Origin of the sequence: Acinetobacter sp. YH12144 (assembly GCF_013418345.1) — a bacterium.
In the GTDB taxonomy this organism is placed as follows: domain Bacteria; phylum Pseudomonadota; class Gammaproteobacteria; order Pseudomonadales; family Moraxellaceae; genus Acinetobacter; species Acinetobacter amyesii.
Window position 1 is genome coordinate 205298 of sequence record NZ_VPCD01000002.1, and the last position, 21718, is coordinate 227015.

The 21718-nt window shown below is 36.6% G+C and carries 18 protein-coding genes and 1 pseudogene; 18 read left to right on the top strand and 1 reads right to left on the bottom strand.

Features of this window, described 5'->3' with window-relative positions; translation table 11 throughout:
- Positions 1 to 90 precede the first annotated feature (90 nt).
- Entirely contained in the window at positions 91 to 570 is a 480-nt protein-coding gene (locus tag FTU79_RS02690) for a hypothetical protein (RefSeq protein WP_180048856.1), read from the bottom strand.
- Positions 571 to 666: 96 nt separating this feature from the next.
- On the opposite strand from FTU79_RS02690, the gene FTU79_RS02695 reads away from it, so the two are divergent.
- The 18 genes and pseudogenes from FTU79_RS02695 (at position 667) to FTU79_RS02780 (ending at position 21584) form a co-directional block, all read left to right on the top strand.
- Complete coding sequence (locus FTU79_RS02695; RefSeq protein WP_145755889.1) at positions 667 to 873, top strand: helix-turn-helix domain-containing protein; 207 nt, start codon at positions 667 to 669, stop codon at positions 871 to 873.
- Positions 874 to 1137: 264 nt separating this feature from the next.
- A complete protein-coding gene (locus FTU79_RS02700; RefSeq protein ID WP_180048857.1) occupies positions 1138 to 1428 on the top strand; it encodes a hypothetical protein in 291 nt (96 codons plus the stop codon).
- A gap of 46 nt (positions 1429 to 1474) precedes the next feature.
- Positions 1475 to 2095 (top strand): restriction endonuclease subunit S, encoded by a 621-nt coding sequence (locus tag FTU79_RS02705; RefSeq protein WP_180048858.1) that lies wholly within the window; start codon positions 1475 to 1477, stop codon positions 2093 to 2095.
- Positions 2095 to 3618: a type I restriction-modification system subunit M gene (locus tag FTU79_RS02710; protein WP_180048859.1), complete on the top strand. Its 1524-nt coding sequence runs from the start codon at positions 2095 to 2097 to the stop codon at positions 3616 to 3618. Before FTU79_RS02705 ends, FTU79_RS02710 begins: the two co-directional genes overlap by 1 nt.
- On the top strand, positions 3608 to 4777 hold the full coding sequence (locus FTU79_RS02715) for a restriction endonuclease subunit S (RefSeq protein ID WP_180048860.1): 1170 nt from the start codon (positions 3608 to 3610) through the stop codon (positions 4775 to 4777). The genes FTU79_RS02710 and FTU79_RS02715 overlap by 11 nt, the downstream gene beginning before the upstream one ends.
- Complete coding sequence (locus FTU79_RS02720) at positions 4777 to 5718, top strand: endonuclease NucS domain-containing protein (RefSeq protein WP_180048861.1); 942 nt, start codon at positions 4777 to 4779, stop codon at positions 5716 to 5718. The genes FTU79_RS02715 and FTU79_RS02720 overlap by 1 nt, the downstream gene beginning before the upstream one ends.
- Positions 5719 to 5755: 37 nt before the next feature.
- Positions 5756 to 8716: an RNA-directed DNA polymerase gene (locus FTU79_RS02725; protein ID WP_218945367.1), complete on the top strand. Its 2961-nt coding sequence runs from the start codon at positions 5756 to 5758 to the stop codon at positions 8714 to 8716.
- Between the two features lie 42 nt (positions 8717 to 8758).
- On the top strand, positions 8759 to 12040 hold the full coding sequence (locus FTU79_RS02730; protein ID WP_180048862.1) for a type I restriction endonuclease subunit R: 3282 nt from the start codon (positions 8759 to 8761) through the stop codon (positions 12038 to 12040).
- A 1-nt stretch (position 12041) separates the two neighbouring features.
- A complete protein-coding gene (locus tag FTU79_RS02735; protein ID WP_145755881.1) occupies positions 12042 to 12782 on the top strand; it encodes a M48 family metallopeptidase in 741 nt (246 codons plus the stop codon).
- Positions 12783 to 12892: 110 nt separating this feature from the next.
- A pseudogene (locus tag FTU79_RS02740) lies at positions 12893 to 13825 on the top strand (class I SAM-dependent DNA methyltransferase); the annotation flags it as partial.
- Positions 13822 to 15009, top strand: coding sequence for a restriction endonuclease subunit S (locus tag FTU79_RS16710; protein WP_180048864.1), 1188 nt, complete (start codon positions 13822 to 13824; stop codon positions 15007 to 15009). The pseudogene FTU79_RS02740 and the gene FTU79_RS16710, both read left to right, overlap by 4 nt.
- A 20-nt stretch (positions 15010 to 15029) precedes the next feature.
- A complete protein-coding gene (locus FTU79_RS02750) occupies positions 15030 to 18473 on the top strand; it encodes a DEAD/DEAH box helicase family protein (protein WP_180048865.1) in 3444 nt (1147 codons plus the stop codon).
- 88 nt (positions 18474 to 18561) lie between these two features.
- On the top strand, positions 18562 to 19083 hold the full coding sequence (locus tag FTU79_RS02755; RefSeq protein WP_180048866.1) for a toll/interleukin-1 receptor domain-containing protein: 522 nt from the start codon (positions 18562 to 18564) through the stop codon (positions 19081 to 19083).
- A gap of 14 nt (positions 19084 to 19097) precedes the next feature.
- A complete protein-coding gene (locus tag FTU79_RS02760) occupies positions 19098 to 19469 on the top strand; it encodes a TIR domain-containing protein (RefSeq protein WP_005103109.1) in 372 nt (123 codons plus the stop codon).
- 11 nt (positions 19470 to 19480) lie between these two features.
- Positions 19481 to 20473 carry a caspase family protein gene (locus FTU79_RS02765; protein ID WP_005103117.1) on the top strand — a complete coding sequence of 331 codons (993 nt, stop codon included), beginning with the start codon at positions 19481 to 19483 and terminating at the stop codon, positions 20471 to 20473.
- A 9-nt stretch (positions 20474 to 20482) separates the two neighbouring features.
- Positions 20483 to 20764, top strand: coding sequence for a hypothetical protein (locus tag FTU79_RS02770; RefSeq protein WP_180048867.1), 282 nt, complete (start codon positions 20483 to 20485; stop codon positions 20762 to 20764).
- Positions 20765 to 20802: 38 nt separating this feature from the next.
- Positions 20803 to 21405 carry a DUF6338 family protein gene (locus FTU79_RS02775; protein ID WP_180048868.1) on the top strand — a complete coding sequence of 201 codons (603 nt, stop codon included), beginning with the start codon at positions 20803 to 20805 and terminating at the stop codon, positions 21403 to 21405.
- Between the two features lie 29 nt (positions 21406 to 21434).
- Entirely contained in the window at positions 21435 to 21584 is a 150-nt protein-coding gene (locus FTU79_RS02780; RefSeq protein WP_005103122.1) for a hypothetical protein, read from the top strand.
- The last annotated feature ends 134 nt before the right edge of the window (positions 21585 to 21718 follow it).

Genomic DNA, 21718 nt, shown 5'->3' on the forward strand with positions numbered 1-21718 from the left:
TATAATTTTAAATAATAGTTATGGCTTTATTGTAATGTCACTTCATGTTTTATTTTTATTGAAATGACGATTTTATGATCAATTTTTTATCTAACTTAATATATCTTCCATTAATTTGATATTAGAATTTATTTTTTTTATATTTTTCTCAATCTCATGTTTATGGGTAATGAAATATTTTTCTAGCGTCGCATCATTAGCTAATAAAGTATTTAAGAATTCGATATTATTCTCTTTTTCCTCCAATTCTATCAATAAATCACTTTTTTTTGACATAAAAATATCTTGAAGCTTCTGTTTTTTATAATGATTTCTTAAATCATTCAGTCTAGGTGTTTCTTTATAACGAAAGGATTTTTTTGAAGATGTAGTGGGATTAACTTCCAAATATTCAAAATTTAAAAGGATTTTTAGGCCTGAGTACATACGTCTTTTAGCAGTTTTTGGCATGTTTGGTCTAGATGTCAGCATTTTCTCCCAAAAATCTTTAGCTTGCCAATTATTGACTTCGTGATTTATGAATAAATCTAAAAAATCATCATACAGTGGTAAATGAGTATTTCTTGCCATAACTGAACAATTTTCACTTATTAAAAAGAGGATTATAAGCCGTGGATGTTTAATCCGTAAATGATGATAGTTCTGTTTTTTGAGCATTTAAATCAAATGACAGAATTAGCAAGTTTACTAGGTCAAAAAATACGTAAGGCTAGAAAAGAAAAAGGCCTTTCTCAAGAAAAGTTAGCCCTTATGTGTGGTTTAGATCGTAGTTATATGGGGCGGATAGAGAGAGGTGAGGTTAACATTACTGTGCTCAAGCTTTATGAAATATCAAAAGCTTTAGATATTCAAATCATTAGTTTTTTTGAATAGAAATATATTTAGCTTGGTTTTAATAAAAATTATGTTTAAAAACAATATTTTGCAATGAAAATAGTAGTATTTGTTTATGGGTTTTCATTTTAGTAGGTGTTCTACTGCAAAAAAACAATTGACATTGAGTAAAAAACGCCCCATTATCCTGATGTAACAGGGGTTGCATAGTCTACCTACTGTATTTAATTTGTGATGACAGGTGGCCGCCTGTCATCGTATTCAAAACTATTAACGCGACTAAACATTAGGAGTTAAGAACACATGAAAGTATATCAGATCAACTATGACCTGCGTAAACAACGTAACTATGACGAGCTTTATAAAAAAATTATGTCTCTAGGTAATTGGTGCCATCCTTTGGAGTCATGTTGGTTAATTGCCTCTGAAAAAACAGCATCACAAATTGCAGAAGATTTATTCAAAGTCATGGATGGTGATGACGGATTATTAGTGACTCGCTTACAAAATGAGGCTGTTTGGTACAACCTTGATTCAAAAGGAACTAAAGACGTCAGTAATTGGCTTCAAGAAAACTTAAGCAAAGCATCATAAATGGATTGAGCCAAGGACGGCTTAATCTCTTTTAGAGTAAATATTTATGTCAAATGTAAAAAAAGCCGTAAAACTGAGCGACCTCGCAGAGATTCGGACAGGATTTACATTTCGAGAAAAGATCGAGGAAGTCGAGTCGGGCAACGCCCACGTATTGCAGATCAAAGATATTCGTAGCATTGCTACGGATACATGTGGCTATACACTTTTTGCTGATGCCTTACCGCAAATTGGTTGGCAAGGTAAAGATAATGCCATCGTATCGCCTGAGTCCGTGTTGCTACCCTGTCGTGGAGAGTATCTTAAAGCACATTATTTTGTAGGCAATCAAGATCAATCAAAAGCATTACCCTTAATTGTGAGTAGTCAGTTTTTGATTCTAATGCCAAATCAAAATGTAGTGCCTGAATACTTATGCTGGTACTTAAACCAACCTCATGTGCAATACGAGTTACGCAAAGAAAGTCAGGGTTCTAAGATGCCGATGCTTAGTGTATCAACAGTCAGCCAATTTGAGGTTGAAGTCCCTAGCTTGGACATTCAGCAACGCATAATCGAATTAAACCGTCTTTGGGAGCAAGAGCAGATCTTGACCCAGCAATTACTTAAAAATCGTGAACAAATGATGATGGGCATGTTTAAACAACTGCTCCAAGGAAACAAATAATGGTTACTCAAATTAATCAAGATACCGTCAATAAAGCCCTTTGGTCGGCATGTGATGTATTCCGTGGCACGGTGAGTGCAGATACCTATAAAGACTATATTTTGACAATGCTGTTCTTAAAGTACATCTCTGATGTATGGCAAGACCACTACGATAATTATAAAAACGAGTATGGTGATGAACCTGAACTGATTGAAGAAATGATGAAAAACGAGCGTTTTGTACTGCCTCGTGAATCTAATTTCTATACCTTGCTTGAGCGTCGTTTTGAGCCCAGCAATGGTGAACGTATTGATATGGCTTTACATGCACTTGAAGAAGCCAATGGTACAAAGCTGAAAGATGTAGGCAAAAGTGTCTTCCAAGATATCTCGTTTAATACCGATAAATTGGGCGAAGAAAAGCAAAAAAATACGATTCTAAAAGACCTCTTAGAAGTGTTTGCTGTGCCTGAGTTGAATCTTAAACCAAGCCGTGTCGGTTCACTTGATGTGATTGGCAACGGTTATGAATTTTTGATTAAAAACTTTGCTGCGAGTGGTGGTCAAAAGGCAGGTGAATTCTATACACCACCTGAAGTATCGGACTTAATTGCGGAGTTACTTGATCCACAAAAAGGCGACAGTATTTGTGACCCTGCATGTGGTTCTGGCTCACTGTTAATGAAGTGTGGCCGTAAAGTTGTATCAAATCACAACAGCAAAGAATATGCACTTTATGGGCAAGAAGCGATTGGTTCAACGTGGTCATTAGCTAAGATGAACATGTTCTTGCATGGTGAAGATAACCACAAAATTGAGTGGGGCGATACGATTCGTAATCCAAAATTATTGGATAAGAATGGCGACTTGATGTTGTTTGATATCGTGACTGCAAACCCTCCATTCTCATTAGATAAATGGGGGTATGAGCAAGCTGAGAATGATAAGTTTGATCGTTTCCGTCGTGGTTTACCGCCAAAGACCAAAGGTGATTATGCGTTTATCTCACACATGATTGAAACGCTAAAACCTGTTACGGGTCGTATGGGGGTTGTGGTTCCGCATGGTGTGTTATTCCGTGGCTCATCTGAAGGGAAGATTCGTGAGAAGTTGATTAACGAGAACTTATTAGATGCGGTGATTGGTTTACCTGAAAAGTTGTTCTACGGTACGGGTATTCCTGCTGCAATTTTAATTTTTAAAAAGCAAAAGTCTGATGATTCTGTTTTGTTTATTGATGCAAGCCGTGAGTTTAAGTCAGGTAAAAATCAAAACAACTTAAGCCAAGATAATATTGCCAAGGTTATTGAAACCTATCGTGCCCGTGAAAGCGTAGATAAGTATGCGTATTTGGCGACTTTGCAGGAAGTGAAAGACAACGATTACAACCTAAATATTCCTCGTTATGTGGATACCTTTGAAGAAGAAGCTGAGATTGATTTGGTTGCTGTACGTGCTGAGCGTGAGCAGTTAAAAACTCAACTTGCTGAGCTTGAAGTTCAAATGGCGAAGTATTTGGAGGAGTTGGGTTATGGTGCCTAATGGTTGGACTTTAGAGCCTTTTGGCAAATTGCTTATTTCAAGCAATCAAGGTGTTAATACTACGACAGAATGTATTGAGTATTCTAACAGTGGGTATGCTGCTATTCGCTCTAATAATGTTATAGAGGGGGGATTTGATTTTTCGGATGAAAAATTTGTAGACGAACAAACATTTTTGAGAGTTTCTTCAAGATTTAAACCAAATATAGGTGATGTTCTTTATTGTAACATCGGTTCAAATTTGGGCTCGGCTTGTGTTAATACCTTTGATCAAGAGTTTTTAATTACATGGAATGTTTTTCGAGCTGTACCAAAGAATGATTTTTTATCATCTGAATATTGTGCTTATATTTTAAATTTCAAAAGGTTGGATCTGAGACGTTATGCAACAGAATCAACTATGCCATTTATCTCATCCAAAGTGTTATTACAATATAAACTATTAGTACCACCATTGGATGAGCAAGTTAAAATTGTAGAAATCCTTTCAACTTGGGATCAAGCGATTTCTGCGACTGAAAAATTGCTTGAGAATAGCCAACAGCAGAAAAAAGCATTAATGCAACAGTTGCTGACGGGTAAGAAGCGTTTGCTTGATGAGAATGGGGTTGAATTTAGTGATGAATGGCAGCGTATAGAATTAGGCTTACTTCTTGACTATCAACAACCAACACCTTATTTGGTGGAATCCACTGCTTATAGTAATAGTTATGAAACACCTGTTTTAACAGCAGGTAAAACATTTATTTTGGGTTATACCAATGAGAGTTCGGGGATTTATCAAGATCAATTGCCTGTAATTATATTTGATGATTTTACAACCGATAGTAAATATGTGAACTTTCCATTTAAAGCAAAATCAAGTGCCATGAAAATCTTGACTGCTAAAAAAGGGGTTTCAATTAAATTTGTATTTGATGCAATGCAAATGTTGCAATTCACTGTTGGAGGGCATCAACGACATTGGATTTCAATTTTTTCAAATTTGGTAATTCCTCTACCAAATATTAAGGAACAACAACAAATTGCTGAAGTTCTTTCTCTAGCAGATCAAGAGATTGAGACCCTACAGAAAGAACTCGATTGTTTAAAACAAGAGAAAAAAGCACTCATGCAACAACTTTTGACAGGTAAAAAACGTGTCAAGGTGGCTGCTTAATGATGCAAATAACGCCTAGCTATTACCGCATCATGGCGGGTGCGAAGTCTGTATTTGCTCAAGAGTTTCTAGAAGGCGGCTTTATAGCCGCCAACTGGAACATTGACCAAGACTTAACACATGACTTACCTGATGATTGGCGTGAGTTTAATCATCGTTTTATTCCTGTGTATCTCAATGCTCTACCTGACAAAACTAAGATTTCGGCAGGTTTAGCATGTGGCATGTTACATACGCTTTCTAAAGGGATTAAACAGGGAGACATCATCCTTACACCTCGTGGGGATGGTCATTATTTGGTGGGTAAAGTCATATCAGACTATTACTACGTGCCTTCAGGTGAGTTAAGCCATCGCAGAAAAGTCGAATGGTTTGAACAGACTTTGCCTAGAGAACTGATGTCTCAGGAGCTTAAAAACTCATCAGGATCAGCAGGTGCAGTTTGTAATATCACGAAGTATGCAGAAGAGCTAAAAGGGCTTATTCAAGGCAAGGAAATCGTTGAACACCTAGAGCCTGATGAAGTGGTCGAAGACCCAACAGCTTTTGCTTTAGAAAAGCATCTGGAGCATTTCTTGGTAGAGAACTGGTCTAAAACTGAGTTGGGGGCAACATACGATATCTATACTGAAGAAGGTCAATTGGTCGGTCAGCAGTATCCATCGGATACAGGTCCTATCGACATTTTGGCAATCAGTAAGGATAAAAAGACATTGCTTGTTGTTGAGTTAAAACGTGGTCGTGCAAGTGATCGTGTTGTGGGGCAAATTCAACGCTATATGGGTTATGTCAAAGATGAATTAGCTGAGGCAGATCAGCAAGTGAAAGGTGTCATCATTGCACTAGAAGATGACTTAAGAATTCGTCGTGCTTTGAGTGTGGCTCAGAATATTGAGTTTTATCGTTATCAGTTGAGTTTTAAGTTACTAAAAAATAAATAATTTTTTAGGTTATGTGCATTTTTTATTTTAGGGGATAATGATAGTGTTGAATTCTAATCATATTAAAAAAGCGTATTTATATTTAAAAAGTTATGCTTATCATGAAAATATTAATTTATTTCTCAAACAGCGCATTGCTGATTTTGAAATAAATAATAATCTCGAAGAGATCTTCGATGACCTATTAAATCTTATTGTTTGTGAAAATTTAGATGAAGATGAAAAATTAAAAACACTTTTAAATCAAATTGACTACCATCTATTGCCTAAAAAAGTAGATAGAAATGAGGATGAATTACAAAAGAAGCATAATGATGGTGGGAATGGCCTTTTTATAAGCAATGTCAAAGATTCTGAGAAATATCAAGTTTCTAAAGTTAATTATTTTGTAAAAGCACCGATTGAAATTCATATTTTAGAAATACTTTGGTGTCTTTTTGTGGGTCCAGCCCTTGAGGTAAAGGTCAGCAAAGATAACTATGGTAATAGAATGCATCCATCGACTTTAAAATATGGTAATAAGTGTGATGGTGTGAATGGTCAAGAGGTTTTTAAACGGTATATCGAGCAATACAATGCTTGGCGTGATCAAGCAATTAAAGCAGCTACAGAAACTGCTCAATTTGGCGATGATGTGGCCTTATTTTCATTAGATCTAAAATCATATTTTTATGAAGTGGATTTAAGTTTTGAAAAGATAAAAGAGGATGTTAAAAGCTATTATAGTGATGAAGCTGATGAATTAGATGTAGCATTAAAATTAAATATTTTACTTGAAAAAATATATGCCTCATATCGAGTTAAGATTAATCCCCAAATCTCAAGATCACATAGAAAATCTAAAGATAAAATGTTACTTCCAATTGGTTTTGCATCATCCGCAATTATCGCAAATTGGTATTTATCTGATTTTGATAATCATGTGGAGAAGCATATTAGACCTTTATACTATGGTCGATATGTTGATGATATATTGATGGTTTTTAAGAGACCTAATTTTGATGTTGAGAATCCAATTGAATCGTTTATTGAAAATTACTTCGAAAGTCTAATTAGTAAATCTGAAGATCAGTCAAACTATCAAATTCAAATTGAAGGAAATAAATTACCTATCCAAAAGGATAAGCTAATTCTTCAATTTTTTGATAAAGATCATAGTAAAGCTGGGTTAGACTTGTTCAAACAAGAGCTGGATGAACGTAGTAGTGCATTTAAATTTTTACCAAATGATCATATAGATAAAGATTTAGAGCATTTCGCATACGATATTTTATACAATGGATCTGCGAATACATTACGTAGTGTGATTGGATTAGCTGAAAATGAAACAGAATTGTCTAAATATTTATCTAGTCATATTACAGCGCATCGATTAAGTCAGATTGATAGAAAAGAAAATATACTGCCTCAGCTTAAGCAATTTTTTAAAGGTCAAAATGCATTGCAGTTTTTCCGCTTATGGGAAAAACTATATCAATATGGTGTTGTTACTCATCAATTTACTTTCATAAAATCTTTTAAAGATTATATTGATTCTGAGATTTCTAAAATTGATGGGATCATGCCCAACTCAAAGAGAAAATCGGTACACTTAACGAAAAAAATTCATGATGATCTGAAATTATTTAGTGAGTTATCTGTTTCGATTACTTTAGGTTTATTGGACATTAAAAAATATCCAAACAATCTATGGGGTTTTATAGAGAATGATTCAGCATTTATAAATGAAGAAAACAAATCAAATATCAATAGCCTGATTAATTATGGATCCAATTTACATAAATATGCTTGGCAGTTTCGTCAGTCTAACCTTTTAAGACACCATTTAGTTGCTTGGCCTTTAGCCAATTATTCTAATTATCAGGGGGACTTGACTTCTGAAACGGATTTTTTAGCTCTAGAAAATGAAGAATTAGAGGTAACAAAATTAGAACTTTCCCCACGATTTATACATTTTGATGAATGGCAACTTTTTCATCTAGGAAATGAATTGGCTGAAACGCCTAATATGAATGAATGGCTAGAAAAATCTATACACGAGTATAAGGAAAAGAATTTTGGCCAAGGATTTTCCGTAATATTTGAGAAAGAAAATGAAACGAACGGTATAGTAAAATCTAAACTTAAAGTTGCTGGATGTGAATCTAAAGACGCTATCACTTTAGCCATTGGGAATTTAAGGGTAGCAGAATCGGACATAGCTTCTGCTGTAAGAAAAGACTGCAAGCCAAATCTAAGTTTTAGTAGACAAGAAAGATTATTTAATATTCTTAATTCATCATTAAGAGAACATGCGGATTTACTTATTTTACCAGAAGTTACAATTCCAGTAAGTTGGCTCCCATTTATGATTGCCTTCGCAAGAAGACATCAAATTGGTTTGGTATTCGGTCTAGAACATTGGGTAGTAAATAAAACTGCATATAATTTAATCATTGAGGCTTTGCCATTTAGAGTTTCAGGTGAATATAAATCTTGTGTAGTGACGGCTCGTATAAAAAATCATTATGCACCATCAGAGTTAGATATGCTCCAAACTCTAAGATTGAAGGCTGGACATTTAGAAATTAAGCCACATGTTTATTACCATAAAGTATCTTGGCGTGGTATTTCCTTTGCAACCTACAATTGTTTTGAGCTATCAGATATCACTCATAGAGTTTTATTTAAATCTGAAATTGACCTATTAATAGCGTGTGTTTGGAACAGAGATACCAATTATTATCAGCATATTCTTGAATCTGCGGTAAGAGATTTACACTGTTATACAGTACAAGCTAATACGTCACACTATGGGGGATCTTGTGTATTGAGACCTTCAAAAACAGAGAGCAAGACTATGCTTTATGTCAAAGGTGGGGAAAATACCTGTGTACTTACAACTAAATTATCGATTAAGGAATTAAGAGATTTTCAATTTAAATCTTCACCAAATTCAAGAGATTTATTCAAACATTTGCCTCCTGGATATGATTGTGATGCAGTTCTTAAGCGTTGATTCAAATCGAATCTAAACTGCTAATTTATCGAGATATAATTGATGACAAATTTTCTTCCTAAACTTCAAGAAGAATATAGTGCAAAACTTCCGGCTTTAGCCTTGTTGACTAACTTAGGATGGTCATTTTTACCGCCATCACAGGCACTTGCTGCCCGTGATGGAAAACAAGACCAAGTAGTATTACGCCAAATTTTACGTCAAAAGCTCTCTAAACGTACTTTTCCATTTTCGGGTCAGGAATATCCACTTTCAGAAAAGTCGGTAGATAACTTAATTGCTGAAATCTGTAGTCCTGCTTTGAATGAAGGGCTACTGACTGCCAATGAAAAAATGTATAACCATTTGTTCTACGGTATTCCTGTCACTGAATTTGTGAATGGAAAAAAGGTTAACCCAACGATTCCATTGATTGATTGGCATAACATTCATAACAACGACTTTTCATATACTGAAGAATTTGCTGTCACACGCTCAGGTGGTGTAGATACACGAAGACCCGATATCATTTGCTTTGTAAATGGTATCCCTTTAGTTGTGATTGAAGCAAAACGCCCTGATAGTCAGGCTAAGAAAGGTCCAACGATTAATGAAGGTATTTCTCAAACGCTTCGTAATCAGCGACCTGATGAAATTCCACATCTGTTTGCCTATAGCCAACTACTACTTTCTATAAATGGACATGAAGGGCGTTACGGCACATGTAATACCCCTGCTAAGTTTTGGGCAGCGTGGCGAGAAGAAGATATTTCTGATGCAGAGATGTATGCGCTTAAAAATAAGAAATTAACTGTTTCACAAAAACAGAGCCTATTTTCTTATCGTCCAGTCGATGACTTAAATTGGTATGAAAACCTAATTGCAGGTGGAGACTTAGCTGTTACAGGTCAAGATCAACTGCTGATTAGTCTGTTAAAGCCTGAACGACTACTCGAAATGGTTCGCCTCTATACGCTTTTCGATAAGAAAGCAGGAAAAATTGTTGCTCGATATCAGCAAATTTTTGGTATTAAACGACTCATTGAGCGTATTAGTACTAAGAATACCAAAGGTGGCCGTGAAGGTGGTGTGATTTGGCATACAACGGGTTCGGGTAAATCTTTTACCATGGTCTTTCTCAGTAAAGCCTTGATCTTACATGAAGATTTAAAACAATGCCGTATCTTGGTTGTCACTGACCGTGTCGATTTAGAAGATCAACTAAGTAAAACCTTTGTATCAGGTGGTGAACTGGCAGGAAAAAAAGACAAGCAAAATGCCATGGCGACTTCAGGCAAACGCTTGGCTGAACAAATTGGTAAGGGTACAGAGCGAATCATGTTCTCTTTGATTCAGAAATTTAACTCTGCAACAAAACTTCCTGAATGTGTTAACACAAGTTCTGACTTCATTGTCTTGATTGATGAAGGGCATCGAAGCCAAGGTGGTGAAAACCATGTGCGTATGAAACTCGCACTGCCAAATGCGGCATTCGTGGCATTTACAGGTACGCCATTACTTAAAGATGAAAAGACCGTTAATAAGTTTGGTCCTATCGTTCATGCGTATACTATGCAAAGAGCGGTAGAAGATAAAACTGTAACGCCTTTGCTCTATGAAGAACGAATCCCTGATTTAGATGTCAATGAACGAGCGATTGATACGTGGTTTGAACGGATAACAGAAGGTTTAAACGATCAACAAAAAGCAGATTTAAAACGTAAATTTGCGAGAAAAGGTGAGATCTATACTGCGGACGATCGTATTCGCCTGATTGCGTTAGATATTGCCAATCACTTTGTGAAAAATATTGATGATGGTTTAAAAGGACAGCTTGCTTGTGATAGCAAGGCTTCAGCGATTAAGTATAAAAAGTACTTGGATGAAGCTGGCTTGTTTGAGTCTGCTGTGGTGATGAGTCCACCTGATAGTCGTGAAGGGAATACTGATGTTGATGAATCAACGACACCTGAAGTGACTCAATGGTGGAAAGAGAATGTCGGTACTCAGGATGAACAAGCCTACACAAAACAAGTGATTGAGCGTTTTGAAAAAGATGAATCACTTAAATTGCTGATTGTGGTAGATAAGTTATTAACAGGTTTTGATGAACCTCAAAATACAGTTTTGTACATCGATAAAAACTTAAAACAGCACAATCTGATCCAAGCAATTGCTCGTGTAAACCGACTTCATCCAAAGAAAAAGTTTGGTTTATTGATCGATTATCGAGGCATTTTAAAAGAATTAGATGCCACAATTCTTGATTATCAAGATCTCGCTGCCCGTACCCAAGGTGGCTATGATATTAATGATATTACGGGCTTATATACTCAAATGAGTTCCGAATACAAACGTTTACCTCGTTTGTATAAAGCACTTTGGGCAATTTTTGATGGTGTAAAAAATAAAAATGATCCAGAGCAGTTGCGCCAAATTTTAGTCCCACGCATTGAAGAACGTGAGGGTGAGTTGGTTGATATTCACTTGAAAGTACGTGATGATTTTTATGAAGCACTTACAGAATTTGCTAGTTGTTTAAAAGTTGCATTGCAGTCAGCAACCTTCTTTGAAGATAAAAGCTTTTCTGATGCAGATCGTCAGCACTACAAAGAAACAGTCAAACTATTTACAAGCTTGCGTCAGATTGTGAAAAGAGATGCTGGAGAGACGATTGACTATGATCAATATGCTGAGCAAGTCAAAAAACTTCTTGATAAGCATGTTGTGGGTATTGAAGTTAAGGACCCTGATGGAGTCTATGAAGTCGGCAAGATGGGCAAAGTGGCGCAACCTGAAGATTGGAGTGAAGAGAAAACACGTAATGAAACGGATATCATCAAAACACGTGTAACGAAGATGATTGAGCAAGAGTTACGTGATGACCCCTATGCTCAGGAGGCTTTTTCTAAGTTGTTACGTCAAGTCATCGAAGAAGCTGAGAAAGAGTTCGATCACCCTTTGAAGCAACACATGCTTTTTAGAGAATTTGAAGAACAAGTTGAAGCTCGTCGTTTAGATGAAATTCCTGATGTGTTCAGTGGTAATAAGCATGCTCAAGCTTATTATGGTGTCTTCAAAAAACTCTTGCCTGATGCATTCTCGATAACAGATCAACAGAATCAAGATAAGTGGATTCAACTCGCTTTTGAGGTTGATAGTTCTGTTATGAGCTCTGTAGCTGAAAACTCAATTAATCCACAAAATATTGAAGCAGATATCCGTAAAAAACTATTACCTCAGATGTTCCGTGAATGTAAATCAATTGGTGGTGGTATGGATCAAGCCAAAAAAATTGTGGAAATGATTGTACAAATTACTCGGGTCGGTTTGAATGGGCTCTAGGATGAATAAGCTGCCAGAGAGAAAGTTAAGCATTGTTTATGGTGATGAAGTTCTTGATTTTGAGGTGCTTGAAAGTCCTAGTCGTACTCAAAAGATACTGATTAAAGTCTATGCTGATTGTCGGGTGGTTGTATCAACCCCGTTAAATGCAGATGATAAAACAATCATTGAAGCGGTAAAGCAGCGTAGTCGTTGGATCTATAAACAATTACGAGAGTTCCGTGAACAAAGTAGATTTATCACGCCTCGCCAATATAAAAGTGGTGAAAGCCACTTTTATTTGGGTAAACAATATCAATTGAAAGTGATTCATGATGATACCAAGCCAAAAGGTGTAAAACTTCTGAGAGGAAGATTGGAAGTAAACACCTTGGATATGGGGCTTGAAAGTATTAAATCTTATTTAAATGAATGGTATAGAACCCGAGCAAAAGTCATATTCGAAGCACGTTTGCAACGTATTCTAGAACAAGCTTTATGGGTTGAAAATCAGCCCGATATTCGTTTGATGACCATGCGTACACAGTGGGGAAATTGCTCTCCATCAGGTGTACTTACGCTCAACCCCCATCTAGTTAAAGCACCTACAATCTGCATTGATTATGTGATTCTGCATGAGTTATGCCATTTAGTTGAGCATAACCATAGTGATCGTTTCTATCAACTTTTGACTCAAGTAATGCCTGATTGGGAGGTGGTGAAAGAGAGATTAGATAACATGGCTGTGAAGTTTTTTGAATAGACTTTTGTGATGCTTTCTTTAATATTATGTCCATAGTTGTTAGGGATTTTATGGACATTCTTTTATTTATTAATATTGATAAAAAACAAAATATTGAGAGTGTCCATACTACTTATTGTAATCCTTACTGTGGTACAGCAGGCTTCCTCGTTGCAGCCAGTGAATACTTAAACCAACACCACAGCACCGAGATTTTTGCCAACCCTGAAGCAGCGAAACGCTTTAGTGAAGAAACCTTCTTTGGCTATGACTTTGATAGCACCATGCTTCGTATTGGTTCAATGAACATGATGCTGCACGGTGTTGAAAACCCAAGGATTGAAAACCGTGATTCTTTAAGCGAAGCGCATTCGCATATTGAAAGTCAGTTCAGTTTGATTCTTGCCAATCCACCATTTGCAGGCAGCTTGGACTACGAAAGCTGTGCCAAGAACATTCAGGCAATCGTCAAAACCAAAAAGACTGAACTTCTATTTTTAGCCTTATTCCTGCGTATTCTAAAAACAGGTGGTCGAGCTGCGATTATTGTGCCTGATGGGGTGTTATTCGGTTCTTCTAAAGCACATAAAGATTTGCGTCAAAAGATTGTGGAAGAGCAAAAGCTTGAAGCAATTATTTCGATGCCCTCAGGTGTGTTTAAACCGTATGCAGGTGTTTCGACTGCCATTCTGATTTTCACTAAAACTGAAACTGGTGGTACAGATAAGGTTTGGTTCTATGACATGCAAGCAGATGGTTATTCGCTGGATGATAAGCGTAATGAACTCGATGCTTCTAAACATGAAAATAACAACCTTCCTGACATTATTGCCCGTTTTAAAAACTTAGAAGGGGAAGCTAATCGTAGAGCGACTGAACAAAGTTTCTTAGTTGATAAGGCCGATATTGCTGCTAATGGTTATGACTTGTCGATTAATCGTTATAAAGAAGTGGTGTATGAGCAAGTAGAGTATGAAACACCAAGCAATATTTTGGCGGATTTAGAATTGCTTGAGCAGGAGATTCTGAAAGGAATGAATGAGCTTAAGGAGTTGTTGAAGTGACAATTCAATCTAAAAAGCTCAGTAGTTTCTGTAGGACTGGTAGTGGCGGCACACCATCACGGTCAAATAGTAAATTCTTTGAAAATGGTACTATCCCATGGGTCAAGTCTGGCGAACTAAAAAACCGTTATATAACGAGTGTAGAAGAATATATAACCGAGTTAGCTGTTGAAAAATCATCTGCCAAATTAGTATCTAAAGGCTCATTATTAATAGCTATGTACGGTGCAACAGTTGGTGAAGTCTCTCAACTAACTTTTGATGCAACAACGAATCAAGCTATTTGTAATATCGCACCTGATGAAAACGTTTGTGATGTAAATTATTTATATAGGTTTTTAGAAGCATCAAAACCTTATCTTTTAAGTCGTCGAGTTGGTGGTGGTCAACCTAATATTTCTCAAGGGATAATCAAAGATTTAGAAGTGCCTCTTCCCTCACTTTCAGAACAACGCCGAATTGCTTCTATTTTAGATAAAGCAGATGAGCTACGCCAAAAACGTCAGCAAGCGATTGAAAAGTTAGATCAGCTTTTACAAGCGACTTTCATTGATATGTTTGGTGATCCTATTCTTAATACAAAAAACTGGCCTTCAGATAAAAAATTGGGTGATATTGCAGATATTGTTTCAGGTATCACTAAAGGGCGAAAAATCACTGGAAAATCATTAAGAGAAATTCCCTATTTAGCAGTATCAAATGTTCAAGATAAATATTTAAATCTTTCTGTAATCAAAACAATTGAAGCTTCTGACGAAGAGATCGAGCGTTATAAACTTCAACAAGGGGATTTACTTCTAACAGAAGGCGGCGACCCAGATAAATTAGGTAGAGGAACTTTATGGAATAATGAAGTTGATGAATGTATTCATCAAAATCATGTGTTTAGGGTTAGATTAACATCAAAAGACTTTACACCTAATTATTTAAATTGGATTGTTGGAAGTGAATATGGCAAAAGATATTTTTTAAAATCTGCTAAGCAAACAACAGGAATTGCATCAATTAATATGGGACAATTAAAAAAATTACCTTTATTAATACCTCCTTTAGATTTGCAGATTCAATTTGATGAAAGATGTAATAAATTTCACCAAATTAAGAAACAACTTGTAGAATCATATAAAGATATCAACAATCTATTTAAATCACTACAAAACCAAGCATTTAGCGGAAATTTATAAAATTATTTGAGGGTATATACATGAGTAACTTTCAGTTTTTAGAGCCTGAATTTTCAAGCTTAGCTGTAACTGCAAAAGAAGCTGAAAAGCTTGTGTATATTTCCCCTCAAGCCGCATTAATGTTTGCCCGAAACTCATTAGAAAATCTTGTTTTTTGGCTCTATCAATACGATAAAAAACTGACTCAACCCTACGATCCATCGCTGTATAGCCTGATCACCGATGTAAAGTTTAAAGAGATTATCCCGCCCTACATTTGGGACAAGATGGATAATATCCGCATGGTCGGCAACAGTGCGGTACATGGTAAAAAATTCAAACAACTGACCACTGAAGAAACCGTTAAACATATCAGCCATCTCTTTCTGATCTTTGTGTGGTTTGAACGTACTTATGGCTCACCATCAAAAAATCGCTCTCAGGCTGTCCTATTTAACCCTAAACTGATTCCTAACGCAGATAGCACTCAACCAGTCACAGCAAATAAAGAGCAGCTACAGCAAGAAGCCAAAGCCTTTGATAAAGAATTCGCTGAACAACACAAAGCGTTACGTGAACGGGAACAAAAGCTACTAGAGCTGTCTGCAAGTTTAGAAGAACGTGAGAAACTGCTCGCAAATATTGATGCTGAGCTGGCGCAGAAACGTCAGCAAGTTGAACAAGCCAAACTTGCTAATAGTAAAGTTCAAGACCATACCGATTATAAAGAAGATGAAACCCGTAAATTAAAAATTGATCTTTTGCTTGAAGAGGCAGGTTGGGAAATTGGCATTACTGCGCGAGAAGAAGTTCCAGTCACAGGAATGCCAAGCACTTCAGGTAAAGGTTCAGTCGATTATGTTCTGTATGATGCCAATGGCTTACCGTTGGCATTGGTAGAAGCGAAACGTACATCAGTTGATCCTGAAGTGGGTCAGCAACAGGCAAAACTGTATGCTGACTGTTTGGAGCAGCAAACTGGTCAACGGCCTGTTATTTTCTATACCAATGGCTACCGCACCCGTATCTGGAATGACGTACAAGGTGGCCCACCTCGTTTAGTGCATGGCTTCTATACTCAAGCTGAATTAAAACGCCTGATCGAAAGACGTAAAAACAACCCTGATCTTGGCAGCTTCCCAATCAACGCCAATATTGTTGAGCGTTACTATCAGACCCGTGCCATCAAAGCCATGCTTGCAGCATTTCAGCGTAAGGAACGCGCAGGCTTGCTCATCATGGCAACAGGTACAGGGAAAACCCGTACTGCAATTGCTTTGGTCGATGTACTGATGAAAGCCAATGTGGTGCAGAAAGTCCTATTTCTCGCGGATCGTACTTCACTGGTGGTACAAGCCACTAACGCCTTCAAAGCCAATTTACCTGATTCTGCACCCGTCAATCTGGTCGAGAGTAAAACTCAGAATGGACGGGTTTATCTGTCTACCTATCAGACCATGATGGGCTTGATTGATGAAATGAATGCGGATGGTACACGCAAATACGGTACAGGCATGTTTGACCTGATTATTGTCGATGAAGCCCACCGTAGCGTATACCAAAAGTTTGGTGAGATTTTTAAATACTTTGACAGCCTACTGGTTGGTTTGACTGCTACACCACGTGATGAAGTAGACCGTGATACCTATGCATTATTTGGCTTAGAAAGTGGTGTCCCAACCGATTATTACGATTTAAACCAAGCCATTGCCGATGGTTATCTCGTGCCACCTAAAGCTTATTCTGTACCGTTGAAATTCATGCGTAAAGGCGTGAAATATGACGAGCTTTCAGAAGAAGAAAAATTGCATTGGGATGAACTGGATTGGGATGGTGGTGATGCTCCTGATGAAGTGAAAGCATCTAAGATCAACAAAGAGTTGTTCAATACAGGTACGGTAGACAAGATGCTACGACACTTGATGGAAAACGGCATCAAGGTTGAAGGTGGTGATATGTTGGGTAAAACTATCATCTTTGCAGTCAATCAAAACCATGCCAATTTTATTGCTGAACGCTTTGACAAAAACTATCCGCACTATGATGGCAAATTTGCCCGTGTCATCACACACTCGACTAAGTACGCACAGAGCTTGATTGACAGCTTTAGTAAGAAAGATCTGGCTGATCCACAAATCGCCATTTCCGTAGATATGCTCGATACAGGGATCGATGTTCCAGAAGTAGTCAACCTTGTCTTCTTCAAAGCTGTACGCTCGAAAGTGAAGTTTACGCAGATGATTGGGCGTGGGACACGGCTTTGCAAAGACCTGTTTGCCCCTGAAATGGACAAGAAAGAATTCTATATTTTCGACTACTGTTCCAATTTTGAATACTTCAATGAAAATCCTGATGGTGCGCCTATTTCGACCACAGAACCATTGGGACAACGCCTATTCAAAGCTCGTTTGAATGTTTTGAGTTTGCTTAATTCACCCGATTATCAAACTGAAGAAATGAAAGCTGTACAGCAAGAAATGCGTCAGAGCTTGCAGACTGAAGTGAAGTCGATGAATAAAGACAACTTCATTGTTAAATCTGAAATTGAGCATGTTGAACATTTTAAAAGTGATACTGCCTGGGACAATCTGGATGACCTTGCAATTGGCACATTACGAGAACATATTTCCAAACTTCCGAACGAACTAGAGTCTGAGCCACTAGAAGCCAAGCTGTTTGACATGCTTTGCTACAACCTTGAACTTGCTGTATTGGAAAAAAATACTAAGGCAATTCAGGTTTATGCCAATAAAGTCATCGAAATCGCTTCTAAGTTGGAAACTAAAGAAAATATTCCTGTGGTGGCGGCACAGATTAACCTGATTCAAGAAATACAAACTGAAGCCTATTGGGAAGGCATCACTGTTCCAATGCTGGAGTCGATGCGTAAACGCATTCGGGGATTGGTGAAGCTGATTGAGAAATCTACCTCAACGATTGTGTACTCTATGCTTGATGATGAAATTGGTGAAGCAACAGAAGTGGATATTCCTGTGGTTTCCAGTGGTGTAAACATAGCTCAATACCGAAAACGAGTTGAAAGCTTCATCAAATCAAATGAAGATCACATTACCATTGCCAAATTGAAGCGTGGATTAGCTCTTACCCCAACTGACCTGAACGAACTAGAACGATTTGTGTTTGACGCTCAGGAAGTGGAAAGCAAAGAGAAGTTTGAAGAATGCTTTGGTACTGAAAAACCGTTACCGCTATTTATCCGTTCCTTGGTGGGATTAGATCGTAAGTCTGTTCAGGCTGCTTTCTCGAAGTATCTACAAGGGTCAACTTATAACGAGAAACAAATTCGCTTTGTAGAAATGGTGATTGAGCATTTAACTATTCGGGGCACTTTAGAAGCATCGCAACTTTATGAACCACCGTTCAATCAAATCCATTATGAAGGGATTGATGGTGTGTTTAGTGACAGTGAGGCAGACAACATATTTGGGGTTGTTGAAGCGTTTAATGAGAGTGCAGTAGCATAAAATTCATAAAAAATATTTACTTATGTAATATTATTTGAAATATTTACAATCATTTTAGCTCTTAAATTTTATTGTATAAGGAGGGGGTGTGCCAGTATTTATTAGTTATCGAGCTAATGACAGGGAAGTTGCTTTAAAAATTGCAAAAAAACTTCAACTAAATAATATTGATTTTTATCTAGATGTTATTGATGAAGAATCTGTTAATAATACATCTAATATCACAGAAGTGATCACGAAAAATATTAAGCGATGCACACATTTGATAGCAATTATTTCACCAAATACTAAAGGGTCATGGTGGGTTCCTTTTGAAATTGGGGAGGCAAGTATTATTAATCGAAGAATTTGTTCATTTGCCTATAACACTAATGAGTACTCTTTAACTAGAGTTAATATGCATATATTTAAGAGCTTTTTGCCAGAATATCTTCATAAGTGGCCTGTATTACTGAATGAAAAAGATGTTGAAAATTTTATCTTTCAATATAAGCAAGATAATCGAAATAATGTCCTTTTGGATAGTATCAATAGAGATTCTAATCTATTTGGTACTCTCACTAAGAAAGGGGCAGATGAGTTTCATAACAACCTTAAAGCCATGCTTTAAAAAAGAGTATTAATATGACTGATAAAAAAGTAGTTTTTGTAGCTTTTGCAATTGAAGATGAACGTCAACGAGATTTTTTGAAAGGGCAGTCTCTTCATCCAAGAGCTCCATTTGAATTTATAGATATGTCTGTAAAAACTCCATATGATACTGAATGGAAACAGAGAGTTCGTACAAGAATTAAAAGATCAAATGGCATAATTGTTCTTGTAAGTAAAAACTCTCTAAGCTCAAGTGGGCAAAAATGGGAAATTCAATGTGCTAAAGAAGAAGGTAAGCCTATTCTTGGAATATGGGCCTACTCTACTGACAGAACTGTTATTACGGGGATTACTGTTAAGCCTTGGAGTGATATTAACATTAGTTCATTTATTGATTCACTGTAAGCGAGGTAATCATGCGTAAAGCGCTCATAGTAGGAATTGATTATTACAGCAAGCTATCCCATTTAAGTGGTTGTGTTAACGATGCTCATGCAGTAAAGAATACACTCGAAAGGCATGCAGATGGCACAATTAACTTTGCAAATCCTCGTTTAATGACTAGCACTAGCAGTTCGGATGTAATAAATAAGTACTCATTAAAAGAAGCTATTAGAGAGCTATTTAAGGATGATTCAGACATAGCTCTTTTGTACTTCGCTGGTCATGGTTACATTGAAGATACAGGAGGATATCTTTGTGCAGGAGATTGTCAGACTGGAGATGATGGCCTAGCTCTACATGAAATCATGGTTTTAGCGAATCAATCAAAAGCTAAGAATAGAGTAATCATTTTAGATAGTTGTCATAGTGGAGTAACTGGAAGTAGCTCAGGAAATTCATGCTTCGCAGATTTAAAGGAAGGAACAACAATTCTGACAGCTTCAACTGCGGAACAATATGCTATGGAAGTTGAAGGTGGTGGTGCAGGAGTATTTACAACATTATTTGTTGATGCGTTAAATGGAGCAGCAGCAAATCTAGTTGGTGATGTTACGCCAGGGAGTATTTATGCGCATATTGATCAATCACTTGGTCCTTGGGCACAGAGACCCGTATTTAAAACGAACGTCAAAACTTTCGTATCATTAAGAAAGGCAGTACCACCCATTGAATTAGCTGACTTACAAGCTCTAACTCAACTTTTTACTAGTGCAGATTATCAATTTCCTTTAGACCCATCTTTTGAGCCTGAACGCTCTCAAGAACAAATACAGGATCCAAACATACCTCCACCTAACTCAGAAAATACAGAAAAATTTGCTAAGCTACAAAGATTTGTTAAGGTGAATTTAGTTCGACCAGTTGGAGCTCCACATATGTGGCATGCAGCGATGAATTTTCAAAGTTGTGAACTTACTGTATTAGGGCAACATTACTGGAAACTAGTAAAAAATGGACTCCTTTAAGGTCATACTATGAGCCAAGATGATTCATCGGAAAAATATAAAGAGTTAATAGAAAAACTTGCTGCTATCGAGCATGAACGTTGGGCTCATTGGCAAAGTTATTTACATTCTAAATGTCTTAAGAATGAGAATGGTTCATTAACAATTCCCGCAGAATTGGTAGAAAGATGGAATAAGCAAATTAATACCGGATATGAGGAATTGACAGAGGATGAAAAAGAAAGTGATAGAGAGCAAGTGCAGAAGTATTTTTATTTATTAATTCCATTCTTATCTGATCAAAATAAATAGTTTTATGAATCCAGAATTTATGTTTTAGAGTGTATTAAATGGAATTAATTGATGAAAATAAGCTAGCATTTTTTATTGCATTTATTTTGCCTGGATTTATCTGTATGAGAGTTTATAATCTCATATGTCCTAGCCAGATATCTGAATTTAATCAGAAAATTTTGGATTCTTTAACTTATAGTTGTTTGATTTACGGATTTAATTTTGGTTTTATTTTTTGGATTGAAAAATCAAATTTGTCCTCAAGTAATTCATTTTTATACGGTTTATTTTATTTTTATCTGCTTTTTTTAAGTCCTATTTTATTAGCGTTAATCTGGTATAAATTAAGAACATCACAATGGCTTCAAAAAACAATGCCCCATCCTGTATCTTTACCTTGGGACTATGTTTTTAGCAAAAGAACGGCCTGCTGGGCCATTGTAGTTTTAACGGATGGTACAAAAATATATGGAAGATATGGTCCTAACTCTTTTGTATCTAGTTATCCATCAGAACCTCAAATTTATTTAGATGAATGTTGGGAACCAAATAGTGAGGGAGGATTTGATCGTAAACATCATGCATCTTCGGGAATAATCATACTGTCTAAAGATATAAAAACAATAGAATTTTTTGAAGATGATTATCAAGCATCTTAGTCCAATTTTATATAATAGGAGTACTTGAAATGAGCAATACCAAAAATCCTGATAATTTAAATCGACGGGGATATACTCCTCAGCCTTCGAAACCAACCACAGCCAATAATACAGATAGAACGGCTGGTTATACTCCACCACCTATACAAGATATTTCTAAACCACCCAAAAAAATATAATTTTTTACTCTGTACACGACAAATTTCACAGAACCCTTATCCTATCAGGATTCTGCTTTCTTAAAATTGCCAAAATTTCCTTAAACTCTTCTTTTTTCCCAAAACCAATTAAACGCTGAATCGCCATTTGAACA

What these genes read in the sequence shown, in the direction of transcription:
- FTU79_RS02695 (WP_145755889.1), top strand. Translation starts at nt 667, where the DNA reads ATGACAGAATTAGCAAGTTTACTAGGTCAAAAAATACGTAAGGCTAGA.
- FTU79_RS02690 (WP_180048856.1), bottom strand. Translation starts at nt 570, where the DNA reads ATGGCAAGAAATACTCATTTACCACTGTATGATGATTTTTTAGATTTA.
- FTU79_RS02775 (WP_180048868.1), top strand. Translation starts at nt 20,803, where the DNA reads ATGGAATTAATTGATGAAAATAAGCTAGCATTTTTTATTGCATTTATT.
- FTU79_RS02700 (WP_180048857.1), top strand. Translation starts at nt 1,138, where the DNA reads ATGAAAGTATATCAGATCAACTATGACCTGCGTAAACAACGTAACTAT.
- FTU79_RS02750 (WP_180048865.1), top strand. Translation starts at nt 15,030, where the DNA reads ATGAGTAACTTTCAGTTTTTAGAGCCTGAATTTTCAAGCTTAGCTGTA.
- FTU79_RS02720 (WP_180048861.1), top strand. Translation starts at nt 4,777, where the DNA reads ATGATGCAAATAACGCCTAGCTATTACCGCATCATGGCGGGTGCGAAG.
- FTU79_RS02710 (WP_180048859.1), top strand. Translation starts at nt 2,095, where the DNA reads ATGGTTACTCAAATTAATCAAGATACCGTCAATAAAGCCCTTTGGTCG.
- FTU79_RS02770 (WP_180048867.1), top strand. Translation starts at nt 20,483, where the DNA reads ATGAGCCAAGATGATTCATCGGAAAAATATAAAGAGTTAATAGAAAAA.
- FTU79_RS02730 (WP_180048862.1), top strand. Translation starts at nt 8,759, where the DNA reads ATGACAAATTTTCTTCCTAAACTTCAAGAAGAATATAGTGCAAAACTT.
- FTU79_RS02760 (WP_005103109.1), top strand. Translation starts at nt 19,098, where the DNA reads ATGACTGATAAAAAAGTAGTTTTTGTAGCTTTTGCAATTGAAGATGAA.
- FTU79_RS02735 (WP_145755881.1), top strand. Translation starts at nt 12,042, where the DNA reads ATGAATAAGCTGCCAGAGAGAAAGTTAAGCATTGTTTATGGTGATGAA.
- FTU79_RS02765 (WP_005103117.1), top strand. Translation starts at nt 19,481, where the DNA reads ATGCGTAAAGCGCTCATAGTAGGAATTGATTATTACAGCAAGCTATCC.
- FTU79_RS02780 (WP_005103122.1), top strand. Translation starts at nt 21,435, where the DNA reads ATGAGCAATACCAAAAATCCTGATAATTTAAATCGACGGGGATATACT.
- FTU79_RS02715 (WP_180048860.1), top strand. Translation starts at nt 3,608, where the DNA reads ATGGTGCCTAATGGTTGGACTTTAGAGCCTTTTGGCAAATTGCTTATT.
- FTU79_RS02725 (WP_218945367.1), top strand. Translation starts at nt 5,756, where the DNA reads ATGATAGTGTTGAATTCTAATCATATTAAAAAAGCGTATTTATATTTA.
- FTU79_RS02705 (WP_180048858.1), top strand. Translation starts at nt 1,475, where the DNA reads ATGTCAAATGTAAAAAAAGCCGTAAAACTGAGCGACCTCGCAGAGATT.